The following is a 15,931-nucleotide window of genomic DNA, read 5'->3' on the forward strand; positions in this document are numbered from 1 at the left end:
TACTTTTGCAAAGAGGGTCACCATGTCCAGAGTTTTTACCGTTGCTTGCCCAAAATGTGGCACCGATGTTAGGTGGGGTGAAAGCAGCCCTCATCGCCCATTCTGTAGTAAGCAGTGCCAAATGATAGACTTTGGAGGCTGGGCTGACGAAGAAAATTCGATCCCAGGAGCGCCGGATATGTCCGATACAGATAGTTGGTCAGAAGAGCCATACTAATTGATGCTCGATAGGTTACACTACGATTTATAAAAAAGCGGAGACCAATTGGTCTCCGCTAATACTATGAGAACGCTAGTTAAAGCATTACTTCTTAGCAAGTTTCTCTTTAATACGAGCAGACTTACCAGAACGCTCACGTAGGTAGTACAACTTGGCACGACGTACTGCACCACGGCGTTTAACTTCAATGCTATCAACCATTGGAGAGTGAGTTTGAAACGTACGCTCTACACCTTCACCGTTAGAAATCTTACGTACAGTGAATGCAGAATGTAAACCACGGTTACGGATACCGATTACAACGCCTTCAAAAGCCTGTAAACGCTCACGATCACCTTCTTTTACCTTAACTTGAACTACAACTGTGTCACCAGGTGCAAAGTTAGGTAGGTCTTTTTTCATTTGCTCTTCTTCAAGAGCCTTGATGATGTTACTCATTTTACTATTCCTAGAATAAACTGATACTAAATTTAATAGGTTACTAAGCCTTATGTTCTTTAATGAACTCAGCCAGTAATTGTTCCTGTTCGTCAGTCAGAGCTAGGTTTTCCAAGAGCTCTGGTCTTCTCAGCCAAGTACGGCCCAGCGACTGTTTTTGTCGCCAACGACGAATGCCTTTATGGTTACCAGATGTCAGTACTTGTGGTACTGGATTACCATCTAACACCTCAGGTCGCGTATAATGAGGGCAATCTAACAAACCATTAGCAAAAGAATCTTCTTCTGCCGACGCAAAATCCCCTAACACTCCCGGAATAAACCGAGAGACCGAGTCAATTAGCGTCATGGCTGGTATTTCTCCCCCCGTCATCACAAAATCTCCGATAGACCATTCTTGGTCAACTTCTGATTGGATGATACGCTCATCTACCCCTTCATAGCGGCCACAAATGAGAAGTAAATTCTCATTTTTTGCCAGCTCTTCCACCCCTTGCTGATCGAGTTTTCGACCTTGGGGAGATAGGTAGATAACTTTCGTCGTCCCCGGTGAAGCTTTCTTAGCAGTATGAATAGCATCGCGCAAAGGCTGAACCATCATTAACATACCAGGGCCACCACCGTAAGGTCTATCATCAACAGTGCGATGCTTGTCATAAGTGAAATCACGAGGATTCCATGTCTCAACTGACAAGAGACCTTTTTTTACCGCTTGACCTGTTACCCCATATTTAGTAACGCTGCGGAACATTTCAGGAAAAAGGCTAATTATGCCGACCCACATGTTTTCACCAATATAAACTTGGTTCAATCGCTCCGTTACTTGGAGTTAGAATCCAGGATCCCAGTCAACTTCGATCCGTTGAGCTTGGCGATCAATTAACGTGATCACTTGCTCTTCAAGGAACGGAATTAGTCGTTCCTTTTGCCCAAAAGCATCTTTCAGATTTGCTTTCACTACCAAAACATCATTGGAGCCTGTTTCGAGCATGTCAGAGACAATACCCAAGTCGTAACCTTTGTTAGTCACCACCTGCATTCCAATAAGATCACGCCAGTAGAACTCATCTTCTGGCAATTCTGGTAACACCGCAGGGTCTATCGCAATTTCAAAGTTAGTCAATAATTGCGCGTCTTCACGTACATTTAGACCATCCACTTTAACAACCAAACTTTTGTTATGGCGCTTCCAGCTTTCTACTTTGTGCTCAACCCATTCACCTTTTTGGTTTATAAACCATGGTGAGTAATCAAATATGCTTTCGGCATTGTCTGTATAGGAAAAAACCTTAAGCCAGCCACGAATGCCGTAAGAAGCACCAAACTTACCTACTACAATTTTGTCGCTGCTCATTGTTTCTTTACCTTTCATCGACATAAGCTAATTACTTCTTTTAAAATTAAGCTGCTTTTTGAGCATCTTTAACTAGCTTAGCTACGCGGTCAGATAGAGATGCGCCTTGACCAACCCAATGGTTAACACGCTCTAGGTCTAAACGTAGACCTTCTTCTTGACCCTTAGCCGTTGGGTTAAAGAAACCCACTTTTTCGATAAAACGGCCAGTTGCAGCATTACGGCTGTCCGCTACTACGATTTGATAAAATGGACGCTTCTTCGCGCCGTGACGTGCCAAACGAATGGTTACCATGTCGTCCTCTTTGCTTTCTCAAAAATAAAATTAACCCCAGGGGCTGCTTATATAAAAACAGCTTGGGGTCTCGTGCCAAAATAAAGCTCCGGAATTTTACTCTTATTCCGCAGCAATGCAAGGTATTTAGCTATTTTTTCACCAACCAGACGATGACTTTATCTAACGATAAAAGGACGTTCTTTTGTGATCTAGCTAACTACTTGAATTTTTAATTAGTAAAAGACTAACGGCCAAATGGGTTAATACCGCCGCCTCCCATCATACCTTGCATATTACGCATCATGCCTTTCATACCGCCTTTCTGCATTTTCTTCATCATTTTTTGCATTTGGGTAAATTGTTTAAGCAAACGGTTTACATCTTGGACCTGAGTACCTGAACCAGCCGCAATGCGTTTTTTGCGCGAACCTTTGATTAATTCAGGGCGTTGGCGCTCTTTCATCGTCATCGAGTTAATAATTGCTTCCATCTGCTTAAACATTTTGTCGTCAACTTTATCTTTGACGTCATTGGGCAACTGTGACATACCTGGTAACTTGTCTAACATGCCCATCATGCCCCCCATATTCTGCATCTGACCAAGCTGTTCACGGAAGTCTTCAAGGTCGAAACCTTTTTTCTCTTTAAACTTTTTAGCTAATTTTTCAGCTTTTTCAGTATCAACATTACGCTGCAAATCTTCGATAAGAGAAAGCATATCTCCCATACCAAGAATTCGTGAAGCGATCCGTTCTGGGTGAAATGGTTCTAGAGCATCGGTTTTCTCACCAACGCCTAAAAACTTTATAGGCTTGCCAGTCACCTGCAGTACTGACAGGGCTGCACCACCACGAGCATCACCGTCAACCTTGGTCAGAATAACGCCAGTCAGTGGTAGTGCATCACCAAATGCTTTTGCAGTATTGGCCGCATCTTGACCTGTCATAGCATCAACAACAAAAAGAGTCTCAACTGGGTTTATAGCAGTATGAAGCTCCTGAATCTCAGTCATCATCAACTCATCAACAGCTAAACGACCAGCTGTATCGACAAGCAAAACGTCATAAAACTTTTTCTTGGCGTGCTCTATAGCAGCATTGGCGATATCAAGTGGTTTTTGATCGGCCGAGGAAGGGAAAAAATCGACACCAACATCTAAGGCCAACGTTTCCAATTGCTTGATCGCTGCTGGGCGATATACGTCAGCAGAAACAACCAGTACTTTTTTCTTATCTCTTTCTGTTAAAAGCTTAGAAAGTTTGCCAACAGAGGTGGTTTTACCTGCCCCTTGAAGACCGGCCATCAAAATGACTGCTGGTGGCTGAGCTGCAAGGTTTAGAGACTCATTTGATTCTCCCATTACGGCTTCAAGTTCAGACTGAACAATCTTAATGAACTCTTGACCTGGAGTTAAAGATTTTGAAACCTCAACGCCAACCGCGCCTTCTTTCACACGCTTTACAAAATCACGCACAACCGGAAGTGCAACATCTGCTTCCAGCAAAGCCATACGCACTTCACGTAACGTGTCTTTAATATTGTCTTCGGTCAAACGACCTTTACCACTGATATTCTTCAGGGTTTTGGATAATCTATCCGTTAAATTATCAAACATCTTAGTCTCTTTATCTGAGCGACTCTAAGTGCCGCCGCCTATAAATTGGCGACAAAATTACCGCCAGTATACCTTAGCCAGGCACTGCTTTGCACTGCTGTAATAACTTTTGATCTCTCACAACACGCAAATCGACTATATAAGTCATAGCCCAAGCTTTTGATGCAAGGTATAATTTGTTGTCAAAAATTAACCAGACAACAGGGAAGCATGGACAACATAATCGCCGTTGCTGCTGCAATACTCTATGTTTTAGCAATTGCAACCATAGTTCCTGGCCTAGTACATCAGGTCGGCATTCGCACCAAAACTGTCACAGTCAGTGCATTCTTAGCTCTGGCCTTCCATGGCTGGTTGTTAGGTGACCTCATCATTGAAGGTTCAGGACAAAACCTCAGCATTCTCAATGTCGCCTCATTAATAAGTTTCATTATTTCTTTGGTATTAAGTTTCGCCATGCTGAAAACACGTTTATGGTTTCTGCTTCCAGTTGTGTACTGTTTTGCAGCGATTAACCTCTCTGCGGCAGCATTCTTACCCAGTACTTTTATTACCCATTTAGAACAAGATCCTAAACTACTTATTCATATTTCCTTAGCACTATTTTCGTATTCAACTTTAACCATTGGCGCACTTTACGCACTCCAACTAGCTTGGCTAGATCATAAACTAAAATCAAAAAAAGCATTAAGTATCAACCCTAACTTACCGCCACTACTTATGGTCGAAAGGCAGCTATTTAAAATTATTCTTACTGGCAATCTATTACTCACAGGAACCCTATTAACTGGGTTTATTTTTGTTGAAGATATGTTTGCTCAAGGCAAGGCACATAAAGGTATCCTTTCTTTTATCGCTTGGATCGTATACTCAATACTGCTCTGGGGTCATTACCGTAAAGGATGGCGAGGTCGCAAAGTCACTTGGTTTGCAGTCGCTGGAGCAACCCTATTAACTTTGGCATACTTCGGTAGCCGATTTGTTCGAGAAATCATACTTAACTAGTTGATATTTAAAGGTGCGAAGACTGCACCTTTATTTTACAATACTTTACCTGCAACCTGAGATTGACTTCGCGCTTAGCTTGGGTCATAAATTAATCAAACTTCAAAAGGAAAAAATCAGTTTTGGACGACATATCAACGGGTGTTTTATTTGCCCTACTCGCGTGTCTTATTATTATTTCAGGATATTTTTCGGGCTCAGAAACTGGCATGATGACCTTGAATAGGTATCGACTCAAACATTTAGCCAACAATGGTCACAAAGGCGCAAAACGCGTAGAAAAGTTACTAGATCGCCCTGATCGTCTTATTGGTTTAATTCTAATCGGTAACAACCTAGTTAATATTCTAGCTTCTGCTATTGCAACTATATTGGGTATGCGTTTGTATGGAGATATTGGTGTAGCTATCGCAACCGGCGCACTGACTATGGTAATTCTCGTCTTTGCAGAAGTCACACCTAAAACTCTTGCAGCTCTATATCCAGAACGAGTTTCTTATGCAAGCAGTATTCTGTTAGCTATTTTAATGAAGCTATTATCCCCACTAGTCGTATTGGTCAACTTTATCACTAATGGTTTTATTCGCCTATTAGGAATTCGAGCAAATCATGGTGGTGATGATCACCTAAGCTCTGAAGAACTACGTACCGTCGTCAATGAAGCTGGAAGTCTTATTCCTAGACGACATCAGGATATGTTGATTTCAATACTCGATCTAGAGCATGTAACTGTTAACGACATTATGATTCCCAGAAATGAAGTAACTGGAATAGATATCAATGATGACTGGAAATCTATTGTAAGGCAGCTAACTCACTCGCCACATGGCCGCGTAGTTTTGTACCGTGACCAAATTGATGAGGTCGTCGGCATGCTGAGGCTGCGGGAGTCTTATCGCCTCATGCTTGAAAAGAATGAATTTAATAAGGAAACACTACTACGTGCCGCGGACGAAGTATATTTCATTCCTGAAGGAACACCACTCAATATCCAGCTACTGAAGTTTCAACGTAACAAGGAACGCATTGGCCTTATTGTTAATGAATATGGGGATATAATCGGCCTAATTACCCTTGAAGATATTTTAGAGGAAATTGTCGGTGAGTTTACCACCTCAATAACTCCCAGCCTATCTGATGAAATAACCCCACAGGGAGATGGTAGTTTTCTTATTGAAGGTAGTGCCAACATCCGAGATATCAACAAAGGGCTGATGTGGAAGTTACCTACCGATGGCCCAAGGACTTTAAACGGGTTGATACTTGAACATTTAGAAGATATCCCAGAAAGTCATATTAGCGTTCAAGTCTCTGGGCATCCAATGGAAATTGTTGATTTAGAAGAAAACAGGATAAAATTGGTTAAAGTGTTCCCCAGTAAAGACAAGTAACCTAATACAAAAAAGCCTTGGTATATCCAAGGCTTTTTTCGTTACGAGTCCAATTATTCCTCATTAATACTGAATAAGCTCTCCATATTCAGTCCTTGTTTAATAAGGATTTCCCGCAGACGACGTAGGCCTTCAACCTGTATCTGGCGTACTCGCTCTCGAGTTAGGTTAATCTCACGCCCAACCTCCTCTAACGTTGAGGGTTCATAACCTAGCAAACCAAAACGACGAGCAAGAACTTCTTTCTGCTTTGGATTAAGCTCATCAAGCCAGTCAATCAATGAAGATTTAATATCATCGTCCTGAGTGGAAACTTCGGGGTCTGAGTTATTAACATCAGGGATAATATCAAGAAGTGCTTTCTCACCATCACCGCCAATTGGGGTATCTACTGAGCTGATACGCTCATTGAGACGTAGCATTTTGCTAACATCATCAACTGGCTTATCAAGCTGTAAAGCAATCTCTTCTGCCGTCGGTTCGTGATCAAGTTTTTGAGATAGCTCCCTAGCAGTACGAAGATATATATTGAGTTCTTTAACAACATGAATGGGTAAGCGGATAGTACGAGTTTGATTCATAAGAGCACGCTCGATAGTCTGTCTTATCCACCAAGTCGCGTAAGTTGAGAACCTAAAACCTCTTTCAGGATCAAATTTTTCAACAGCACGTATTAAACCAAGATTACCTTCTTCGATAAGATCAAGTAATGCTAGGCCACGATTACTGTATCGGCGTGAGATTTTAACCACCAAGCGCAGGTTACTTTCAATCATACGCTTGCGTGCAGCTTCATCTCCTCTAAGAGCTCGCCGTGCATATAACACTTCTTCTTCTGCAGTAAGTAGTGGTGAAAAACCAATTTCTCCTAAATAAAGCTGGGTCGCGTCCAAGCTTTTGGTGGATACCTCAAACTCTTCTTTAGTTTCCTCCGCTTGGGTGCTATTTGTAGTTTTTTCTTCATTAGCTTGAGTTGATTCCATTTCTACTTCAAGCTCTAGTTCTTCGACTTTCGTTGCTGCATTGCTTATACTCATAGTGCCTCCCCCTGGCGAGCTAGCAAGACATTACTACTTCTAATGTCGCTATATACCTATAAAGTATTAGGGTAAGTAGCGTTTAGGATTCACTGACTTACCTTGATAACGAATTTCAAAGTGTAGACGAACACTCTTTGCTCCAGAACTGCCCATCGTTGCGATTTTCTGCCCTGCTTTTACACTTTGTCCTTCGTGTACGAGCAACCGTTCATTATGCGCATAAGCACTAAGGTAGTTATCATTGTGTTTGATGATCACAAGATTCCCATAACCTCGTAGCGCATTACCCGAATATACAACGGTTCCATTAGCTGTCGACGAAATTGGCTGACCTCGCTGTCCTGCAATGTCAATGCCTTTATTCCCTTGGTCTCCAGCTGAGAAATTTGTAATTACCCTCCCTTTGGCTGGCCATAACCATCTAGAAACTTTCTCACTGTTTGGATTCGCATAACTGACGGGTTTGTTAACATTTATTTTACTTTTAGCTCCAACATACTCTTTTGAATTGTATTGATCAACCTCATTCACAGCAGTTTTTGAGGAGACTGTTGGCTTATTTTGTTCTTTTTTACTGCTAACTATTTGATTAGAGCTTTTACTTGGGTTAGTACTAGATAACGAAGTTGACGCAGTGACGATAGGTGCTGATACTGCTGAAACGCCCGCCCCACCATATGCGGGAGGCTTATAAGCTGGCTGCCAAAGTTTAAGTTTTTGGCCAGGAAAAATGGTATAAGGCTTTTTTAAATCATTGTAACGAATAATATCACTTACATCTCTATCTGTGACGTATGCAATAAAGTAAAGCGTATCCCCTTCGTCAACTTGGTAATAACTTCCCCTATAACTACCACGACTGATGGAGCTATAGTCCTTATTTAAGCCTGAAACTGGTGCTGGGAAGTGAGCAGAACACCCAAAAAGCATTGTGCTAACAACTGAAATAAAAAAAAGAATAGGGTTAGGCTTACGGATCATAGTTAAGCAAGTTCACCTGCTATCAAGGGCACAAACCGCACATCTTCTACTACCCGAGACACATACTCATTCCCACAACGGGTAATTTTAAACAGCTGCTGATCATCTTCACCGACAGGAATAACTAAAACTCCACCTTCTGCTAACTGCTCTAATAACACTGGTGGAACAGATACAGCGGCGGCTGTTACAATAATAGCGTTAAATGGCCCTTTAATGACCCACCCTTGCCAACCGTCACCATGTTTTGTTGATACATTATATATATCTAAATACTTGAGCCGGCGCTTAGCTTCCCACTGTAATAATTTGATTCGCTCTACTGAATAGACATGTTCAACCAATTGAGCCAACACGGCAGTCTGGTAACCTGAGCCGGTTCCGACTTCTAAAACTTTACTTTCTGGTGTTAATTCCAGTAATTCAGTCATTTTAGCAACGATATAAGGCTGAGAAATGCTTTGTCCCTGCCCAATTGGCAGAGCATTGTTATCATAAGCCTGATGCTCCATTGCCTGAGAAACAAATTGCTCACGTGGGATTGAGTATATTGCATCAATCACTCTTTGATCTTGGATACCACTAGTAACCAGAAAATCAATCAATCTATCGGCATGAGGGTTTGTCATCGATATTTTTCCTGTAACCAATTTTCCATGGTTGGTAAAGACTCATGCGCTGTAAGATCGACCTGAATTGGAGTAACAGAAACAAAACCCTGTTCAATGGCGTAAAAATCCGTTCCCTCTCCAGCATCTTGTTCTTTGCCAGGCGGCCCTAGCCAATAAATATCACATCCACGCGGATCTTGTTGTTTAATCATAGATTCAGCGTGGTGACGAGCACCTAAGCGAGTCGCGCAAAACCCCTTCAAGTCATCCATTGGTATATCTGGAACATTTACATTGATAAGCTTATTGGTCGGGATCGGTGCTTTCAAATGCTGCACGACAATTTGTTTTGCAATTTGAGCAGCAGCAGAAAAATTAACCTTCCCCGCCAAAGAAAACGCTATTGACTGAACCCCCAAGAAATGTCCTTCCATCGCCGCGGCAACTGTACCTGAATACAATACATCATCACCAAGGTTGGCCCCGTGGTTAATACCAGTCAAAACTAAGTCAGGTAGAGTATCTTTCATTAATTCATTTAATGCAAAATGGACACAATCTGTTGGCGTTCCCTGAACGGAGTACATACGCTCAGATAACGCCTTTACTCGCAGTGGCTGTTCTAATGTCAGAGAGTTAGAAGCACCCGAGCGGTTTCTATCGGGAGCAACGATAGTAACTTCAGCTAAATCACCTAATACTTGGGCCAAAGCATGTATACCTTCAGCATGTACTCCATCGTCATTGCTGATCAATATTTTTAAGACTTTACCTGTCATTGGTAGTTGCGCTCCACTTCCTGCTCTTGAATCAACTCTCGAATCAAAGATGTTGCAAAACAACCAGCTTCTAGAGAAAAGTCTAACTTAACTGAATCTTTCTCAATACTCCAAGTTAAGTTTTGTGGTTTAAGCACTATATTGCGTCGTTCGTGTCGCATACGATTGCCTCGTATTAGGGCCATCAAGTCAGGCTCAGCATCTAACTGTGGCTGCTCAATCATAAGAGTTTCCGATTGAGTTGGTAAATCATTATCACCAGCCATTGCAGCTGTAATAGCCGCATCACCGCTTAGTATTCTCTCATTTAAGGCAAGCAGTTGCTGAGTCTCAGCTAAAACCATACCCTCTTTAGTTTGAATACAATCACCTTCAATTACCTGAGTAAACAAGCCTTGCTTAATACGATTTGATACTATAGCGTTAAAGATCCATGACCTCGCCGCAGACAAATATAGACTTCGTTTATTCTGATTACGAGTGCGTACATTTTCCCTTCCCCAACGTCTAGCTTCATCAAGATTATTTCCTTGATTACCAAAACGCTGACTACCAAAATAATTAGGTGCGCCATGCTGATGAATAGATTGCAAACGGCGGGTAACATCTTCAACATCACTTACTTCTGTTAGCGTTATATTAAAATGGTTTCCAACTAAATCACCAGGGCGAAGCTTCTTGTTGTGACGTCTAGTTTCAATAATTTCTATACTTGCATGCTGAGCAAGAAAGGAGCTCAAATCTGGTGTGCCACCTTTTGGTAAATGAACACTTAGCCATTGCTCAGTGACAGCATGGCGATCTTTTAAACCTGCCCAACTGACATCTTTTGATTTAACGTCACATGCCTTAGCCAATTCATTGGCGACAAAACTCGTGTTTTCTCCTGTTTTTCGGACACGAACCATTAGATGCTCACCCTCACCGGAAAAATCAAACCCCAAATCTTCCTTAACCTGAAAATGTATCGGTTCAGCTTTTAATTTTCCTGTCGATTTGGGGCTGCCATTCAAATAGGCAAGAGAAGATAAAATATCAATCATAAAATTACCACGAATAGGAGAAGTCATTTATTATTGCTTTAAAAGCAGAACGACGGCTTCAGTCGCAATGCCTTCTTTGCGTCCGGTGAAACCTAGTTGCTCAGTTGTTGTCGCTTTTACATTCACATTACTAATATCGGTTTCAAGATCTTGGGCAATAACTTCACACATACCATCAATGTAGCCCGCCAGCTTAGGTGTCTGAGCAATAATTGTTACATCTGCATTACCCAACGCATAGCCCATTTCCTTAACCTTTTGATAGACATCGCGCAGTAAGCTCCGGCTATCAGCCCCTTTCCATTTATCATCAGTGTCAGGAAAATGTCGACCTATATCGCCTGCTGCTATTGCGCCTAATAAAGCATCACATAATGCATGCAGAGCTACATCACCATCAGAATGAGCAACCAACCCATATTCATATGGTACGGACACGCCACCAATAATAATGGGCCCATTGCCGCCAAATTTATGCACATCAAAACCATGGCCAATACGAATCATGAGTTATCCCTTGTTTGGTTGAGATAAAATTCAGCAAGAGCTAAATCTTCAGGCTGAGTAATTTTTATATTTTCTGCTGAGCCTTGCACTAGTGCGGGCGATAACCCAATCCATTCCATAGCTGAAGCCTCATCCGTTACATTAACGCCCTCAGACAGTGCTTTATTCAAAGCTGTGTTTAATTGTTCTGTTCGAAACATTTGTGGAGTCAGTGCATGCCATAAGTTTTCTCTATCGACCGTATATTCAATATTACCAAGCGAATTTGCCCTTTTCATCGTATCTCTAACAGGTGAAGCAAGAAGGCCTCCAACCTGATGATTTAGTGACACCTTGATCAACTTATCTATATCACGATCGTTGACACAAGGCCTTGCAGCATCATGAACCATAACCCAGTCAGCTTTCTCATTTTCACGCACGTAGGTAAGGCCAGATAATACCGATTCAAAGCGCTCCTTCCCTCCTAGTACAGATATGACGTATTTATTATCAGCAATTGATAGATGAGGGTAGTAAGGATCTTTATCACTAAGTACCACGATCACTTTGGCAATTTTCGGGTGTCGCAACAACTTATTCACAGTATGCTCGAGCACAGTTTTGTCATGTATTAAAAGATATTGTTTTGGACGCTCAGTTTTCATACGACGCCCCAAACCCGCAGCCGGAACAATCGCAATAATGGTAGGAGAGGTTTGAATCATAATCAGTTGTTCTCTTCAACGATTCGATAGAAGGTTTCACCATCTTTGACCATACCCAACTCATGACGAGCACGCTCTTCTATTGCATCTAGTCCTTGGCGTAGGTCATCTATTTCAGCAAACATTTCACTATTTCTATTTTGTAAGTTGCCATTAACTTGATGCTGAACTTCAATTTCTGCTTGTACAGATTTAAATTCAGAAATACCGTTTTTTCCCATCCATAATGTATACTGCAACCAGCCTAATAAAAGTAATAAAATAAGGGCAAAAATTCGCATAAATAGTTCTAACAATGACAATAATTGGAAAATCATATATAGCATAATGCCGCCTATCACGCGACACAATGCTATAAGCAATCAGCGTACTCAACGTATCAACAAAAAACCAAATAACCCTAGACCTAGAATTAATCGATAGATCACAAATGGCGTCATTCCCATTCGAGAAATTAGCTTAAGGAAGATATGGATACATAAGTAGGCACTAATGAAAGAAGTAATAATACCTGTCAGTAACATGCTTAGATCAACTGCCGCCTCGCTACTCACAAGTTTCAAACCTAGGTATCCGCCAGCAAGCAAAATGATCGGTATCGACATCAAGAAAGAGAATCGAGCTGCCGCTTCACGAGTAAACCCTAAATAAAGTGCCGCTGTAATGGTTATTCCAGATCTAGATGTACCAGGTATCATTGCTATTGCTTGAGCAATGCCTATAAATACAGCCTTCTTTCGATCAACCTGATATTCATCTTTAGCATGACTCGAATGCTTATCAACATACCAAAGTAATAAACCAAAAATAATTGTTGTTGAGGCTATCACCCAGGCACTACGTAAATAAAGCTCTATAACATCTTTCATCAATAAGCCGAAGAAGCATGCTGGAATTGTCGCTATCACAATCATCCATGCAAGTTTAGCTTCTTTGCTACGTTCGCCTTTGAAAATAGAAGCTAAAAAAGCAGATAATAATGTTACAACCTCATTACGAAAGTAAATAATAACTGCTGCAAGAGTTCCCACATGAACAGCAACATCAAATGCCAATCCCTGATCTTCCCAGCCTAGTATCGCGGAAGGTAAAATTAAGTGAGCCGAACTAGAAATAGGTAAAAATTCAGTAAAGCCCTGTATCAAGGCAAGAATAAAAGCTTCAAAATAACTCATTAGGTTCTCAATTTGAGTAATAATCAAACCAAAGGTCTATTTTCACTAAGGTTTCTGGATAGGAGAGTTCCGACCATATCTGATTTATGGTTCGACCATCATTAGGGACCTTGAGTTCCGCGCACAATTCACGGAGCGGCTCAATAACAAATCCGTACTTATAGATATCACTGCGCGGTAATTCTGGCCCCTGCTTGGAAACAAGCTGACCAAATAGGATAATATCTAAATCAATGGTACGTGACTGAAGCTTTTCAGAATAATGTTCACGCCCCCATTTAAGCTCAATATTACGCAATTGCTGCGAAAAATCGACCAAAGTCAAGGGGGTTATCATCTCAACAACAAGGTTATAAAAAGCATCTCCATCAAACCCAACAGCTTCACACTCATAAATCGTTGACAAACGTACATCTTGGCCGATTTCATTCAACTCACGGATGGCCGCTTCTATATGCTTGTGCCGTTCTATATTAGAGCCAACACCAATAAACACTTTTGTCATCGTTGGCCTCGCTCAATAACGACTCCCACCCCTGAAGCCTGCGCTATGGCCCCAGGTTTAGTTAAACGAATCTTCACCCAAGGCACACTAAATTGGTTGATAATAAGCTCGGCGACTTCTTCTGCAACACGCTCTACAAGTAAAAAGCGACCAGATTCTATATGAGAATGCACCACTGAAGTTACCTTAGCATAATCAAGAGCATCAATTACATTATCACTTTTACCTGCAACCTGATTGTTGTGAGCCATTTCAATATCAAAAATCAGCTTTTGCTTAATGCTTTGCTCCCAATCATAGACGCCAATTGTTGTAATAACTTCTAACTGCTCGATAAACACTTTATCCATGCGTTTGATTCCTATTTAGAGGTCGGATACCCAAATCAAATAAAAAGTCGTACTATTTTTGTTCCAAATACCATTATCTTGGTAGTCTGGGGACTATAAGCACTATATGATATCAATTACTTGCTCAGCTAACACCTCTTTATAATGAGTAACGGCACTATGACCACTATCGCTCTTATCATGTTCATCTTCGCTTATCTATTGGGTTCGATTTCGAGCGCGATTCTAACTTGTCGATTGCTCAGGCTCCCTGACCCACGTGATGTTGGTTCCCAAAACCCAGGAGCCACAAATGTATTAAGGTTCGGAGGAAAAAAAGCCGCTCTAACCGTACTTTTATGCGACATGCTAAAAGGAACTATTCCAGTTTGGAGCAGCTATTTTTTAAACCTTGATCCTATTGTCCTAGGTATAGTAGCCATTTCTGCGTGCCTAGGGCATATGTATCCCGTGTTCTTTCATTTTCAAGGTGGAAAAGGTGTAGCGACTGCCTTAGGAGCTATTGCTCCAATAGGGCTAATTCTATCATCGATGCTCATAGTAACTTGGCTGTTAGTCATTGCGTTATTTCGCTACTCTTCTCTGGCCGCAATTGTCACTGTACTACTTGCCCCACTATATACATGGATGATTAAACCCCACTACACCCTACCTGTAGCTATGCTGGCTTGCTTGATTATTTTCCGCCACCACCAAAACATTAAGCGCTTGTTAGACGGAACTGAACCAAAAGTCAGTGAAAAAAAATCTATATAGCTACATAGAATAACTCCCAATCAAATTATGTAATTGGTTCAAGTTGATCAATCGGCCAACGGGGAATAGCATGTACAGATAAATCCGTCACCTCGCCATTTTTTAACCGCTGCATACCAGCATAAGCAATCATGGCACCATTATCGGTACAAAACTCAGTACGTGGATAGTACACCTCACCACCTATTTTATTTGCTAACTGCTCTAAGTCGGAACGTAATCGGCGGTTGGCACTCACGCCACCAGCAATCACAATTCGTTTCAGCCCAGTTTGCTCTAAAGCTCGCTTACACTTTATGGTTAACGTCGCACAAACTGCCTCTTCAAACGCCAAAGCAATATCTGCACGCGTTTGTTCATCGCTATTATTCGCCGCAATAGTGTTGGCCGTAAATGTTTTCAACCCAGAAAAACTCATATCCAAACCAGGGCGGTCTGTCATTGGGCGAGGAAACTTAAAACGACCAGAAGTACCTTTTTCAGCTAACTTCGAAAGCAGTGGGCCTCCGGGATAGTCAAGTCCCATTAACTTGGCAGTTTTATCAAACGCCTCACCAGCGGCATCATCAATCGACTCACCCAGAATGTTATATTTACCGATCCCTCTCACCTCTACCATCATGGAGTGGCCACCAGAAACCAATATGGCAACAAATGGAAAAGGTGGAGGATTATCTTCAAGCATAGGTGCAAGCAAGTGACCTTCCATATGGTGTACTGGCACTGCAGGGACTCCCCATGCATAAGCAAGGCTCCTCCCTATGGTAGCGCCAACAAGTAATGCGCCCACCAAACCTGGTCCAGCAGTATAAGCTACGCCACCAATATCCTGAGGTATCAAGCCAGCTTCTGCCATTGCTGACTTTATCAGCGGAATTGTCTTCTTTACATGATCTCGTGAGGCTAGCTCAGGTACCACGCCACCATAATCGGCATGGAGCTTTACTTGGCTGTATAATTGATGCGAAAGAAGGCCTTTCTGATCATCATAAATCGCGATGCCTGTTTCATCACATGAGGTTTCAATGCCAATAATACGCATGGTTTAACCTAGATACCTTATTTCTGTGATTTTAAATTGGCGCAATCTTACCTTGGCTTAGCGTGGCAAACAAATTTTGTATACTGGTTAGACGACAAAGGACTTTACAAAGCCTATACGATCGGATTAAAATTC

21 protein-coding genes are annotated in these 15,931 nt (G+C 41.7%); 4 read left to right on the top strand and 17 right to left on the bottom strand.

The window, feature by feature from the left end; all coding sequences use genetic code 11:
* The first annotated feature begins 22 nt into the window (after positions 1–22).
* Positions 23–217: a DNA gyrase inhibitor YacG gene (gene yacG, locus OCV27_RS12670; RefSeq protein WP_125319703.1), complete on the top strand. Its 195-nt coding sequence runs from the start codon at positions 23–25 to the stop codon at positions 215–217.
* Positions 218–304: 87 nt separating this feature from the next.
* Here the strand turns inward: yacG and rplS are convergent, their stop codons facing one another.
* The 5 genes from rplS to ffh form a co-directional block, all read right to left on the bottom strand.
* On the bottom strand, positions 305–658 hold the full coding sequence (gene rplS / locus OCV27_RS12675) for a 50S ribosomal protein L19 (protein ID WP_045977783.1): 354 nt from the start codon (positions 656–658) through the stop codon (positions 305–307).
* Between the two features lie 43 nt (positions 659–701).
* Positions 702–1,442 (bottom strand): tRNA (guanosine(37)-N1)-methyltransferase TrmD, encoded by a 741-nt coding sequence (gene trmD, locus OCV27_RS12680; protein ID WP_125319704.1) that lies wholly within the window; start codon positions 1,440–1,442, stop codon positions 702–704.
* Positions 1,443–1,487: 45 nt separating this feature from the next.
* The gene (gene rimM / locus OCV27_RS12685; protein WP_125319705.1) at positions 1,488–2,036 is read right to left on the bottom strand and encodes a ribosome maturation factor RimM; all 549 of its coding nucleotides are present in this window, start codon (positions 2,034–2,036) and stop codon (positions 1,488–1,490) included.
* Between the two features lie 22 nt (positions 2,037–2,058).
* Positions 2,059–2,307, bottom strand: a complete 249-nt coding sequence (rpsP, locus tag OCV27_RS12690) for a 30S ribosomal protein S16 (protein WP_125319706.1) — start codon at positions 2,305–2,307, stop codon at positions 2,059–2,061.
* A gap of 226 nt (positions 2,308–2,533) precedes the next feature.
* Complete coding sequence (gene ffh, locus OCV27_RS12695; protein WP_125319707.1) at positions 2,534–3,904, bottom strand: signal recognition particle protein; 1,371 nt, start codon at positions 3,902–3,904, stop codon at positions 2,534–2,536.
* Between the two features lie 210 nt (positions 3,905–4,114).
* Between ffh and OCV27_RS12700 the strand changes: the two genes are divergently transcribed.
* The gene (locus OCV27_RS12700) at positions 4,115–4,909 is read left to right on the top strand and encodes a cytochrome C assembly family protein (protein ID WP_125319708.1); all 795 of its coding nucleotides are present in this window, start codon (positions 4,115–4,117) and stop codon (positions 4,907–4,909) included.
* A 122-nt stretch (positions 4,910–5,031) separates the two neighbouring features.
* Positions 5,032–6,300 (top strand): HlyC/CorC family transporter, encoded by a 1,269-nt coding sequence (locus OCV27_RS12705; RefSeq protein ID WP_125319709.1) that lies wholly within the window; start codon positions 5,032–5,034, stop codon positions 6,298–6,300.
* Between the two features lie 53 nt (positions 6,301–6,353).
* Here the strand turns inward: OCV27_RS12705 and rpoS are convergent, their stop codons facing one another.
* The 11 genes from rpoS to folB form a co-directional block, all read right to left on the bottom strand.
* Complete coding sequence (gene rpoS / locus OCV27_RS12710; protein ID WP_125319710.1) at positions 6,354–7,337, bottom strand: RNA polymerase sigma factor RpoS; 984 nt, start codon at positions 7,335–7,337, stop codon at positions 6,354–6,356.
* 66 nt (positions 7,338–7,403) lie between these two features.
* Positions 7,404–8,321 (bottom strand): peptidoglycan DD-metalloendopeptidase family protein, encoded by a 918-nt coding sequence (locus OCV27_RS12715; RefSeq protein WP_125319711.1) that lies wholly within the window; start codon positions 8,319–8,321, stop codon positions 7,404–7,406.
* Between the two features lie 2 nt (positions 8,322–8,323).
* A complete protein-coding gene (locus OCV27_RS12720) occupies positions 8,324–8,950 on the bottom strand; it encodes a protein-L-isoaspartate(D-aspartate) O-methyltransferase (RefSeq protein WP_125319712.1) in 627 nt (208 codons plus the stop codon).
* Positions 8,947–9,711, bottom strand: a complete 765-nt coding sequence (gene surE, locus OCV27_RS12725; protein ID WP_125319713.1) for a 5'/3'-nucleotidase SurE — start codon at positions 9,709–9,711, stop codon at positions 8,947–8,949. The genes OCV27_RS12720 and surE overlap by 4 nt, the downstream gene beginning before the upstream one ends.
* Positions 9,708–10,754, bottom strand: a complete 1,047-nt coding sequence (truD, locus tag OCV27_RS12730; protein ID WP_125319735.1) for a tRNA pseudouridine(13) synthase TruD — start codon at positions 10,752–10,754, stop codon at positions 9,708–9,710. The genes surE and truD overlap by 4 nt, the downstream gene beginning before the upstream one ends.
* A gap of 30 nt (positions 10,755–10,784) precedes the next feature.
* Complete coding sequence (gene ispF, locus OCV27_RS12735) at positions 10,785–11,261, bottom strand: 2-C-methyl-D-erythritol 2,4-cyclodiphosphate synthase (protein ID WP_125319714.1); 477 nt, start codon at positions 11,259–11,261, stop codon at positions 10,785–10,787.
* Positions 11,258–11,968 carry a 2-C-methyl-D-erythritol 4-phosphate cytidylyltransferase gene (gene ispD / locus OCV27_RS12740; protein ID WP_125319715.1) on the bottom strand — a complete coding sequence of 237 codons (711 nt, stop codon included), beginning with the start codon at positions 11,966–11,968 and terminating at the stop codon, positions 11,258–11,260. The genes ispF and ispD overlap by 4 nt, the downstream gene beginning before the upstream one ends.
* 2 nt (positions 11,969–11,970) lie before the next feature.
* A complete protein-coding gene (gene ftsB, locus OCV27_RS12745) occupies positions 11,971–12,249 on the bottom strand; it encodes a cell division protein FtsB (RefSeq protein ID WP_125319736.1) in 279 nt (92 codons plus the stop codon).
* A gap of 90 nt (positions 12,250–12,339) precedes the next feature.
* A complete protein-coding gene (locus tag OCV27_RS12750; protein ID WP_125319716.1) occupies positions 12,340–13,143 on the bottom strand; it encodes an undecaprenyl-diphosphate phosphatase in 804 nt (267 codons plus the stop codon).
* A 7-nt stretch (positions 13,144–13,150) separates the two neighbouring features.
* Positions 13,151–13,648: a 2-amino-4-hydroxy-6-hydroxymethyldihydropteridine diphosphokinase gene (gene folK / locus OCV27_RS12755; protein ID WP_125319717.1), complete on the bottom strand. Its 498-nt coding sequence runs from the start codon at positions 13,646–13,648 to the stop codon at positions 13,151–13,153.
* The gene (gene folB / locus OCV27_RS12760; protein ID WP_125319718.1) at positions 13,645–13,998 is read right to left on the bottom strand and encodes a dihydroneopterin aldolase; all 354 of its coding nucleotides are present in this window, start codon (positions 13,996–13,998) and stop codon (positions 13,645–13,647) included. Before folB ends, folK begins: the two co-directional genes overlap by 4 nt.
* Before the next feature lie 159 nt (positions 13,999–14,157).
* Between folB and plsY the strand changes: the two genes are divergently transcribed.
* Positions 14,158–14,754 carry a glycerol-3-phosphate 1-O-acyltransferase PlsY gene (gene plsY / locus OCV27_RS12765; RefSeq protein ID WP_125319719.1) on the top strand — a complete coding sequence of 199 codons (597 nt, stop codon included), beginning with the start codon at positions 14,158–14,160 and terminating at the stop codon, positions 14,752–14,754.
* Positions 14,755–14,779: 25 nt separating this feature from the next.
* Here plsY and tsaD read toward each other — a convergent pair whose 3' ends face one another.
* Entirely contained in the window at positions 14,780–15,796 is a 1,017-nt protein-coding gene (tsaD, locus tag OCV27_RS12770) for a tRNA (adenosine(37)-N6)-threonylcarbamoyltransferase complex transferase subunit TsaD (RefSeq protein ID WP_125319720.1), read from the bottom strand.
* Between the last annotated feature and the right edge of the window lie 135 nt (positions 15,797–15,931).

It is taken from the genome of Vibrio pectenicida (assembly GCA_024347015.1).
Lineage (GTDB): Bacteria > Pseudomonadota > Gammaproteobacteria > Enterobacterales > Vibrionaceae > Vibrio > Vibrio pectenicida.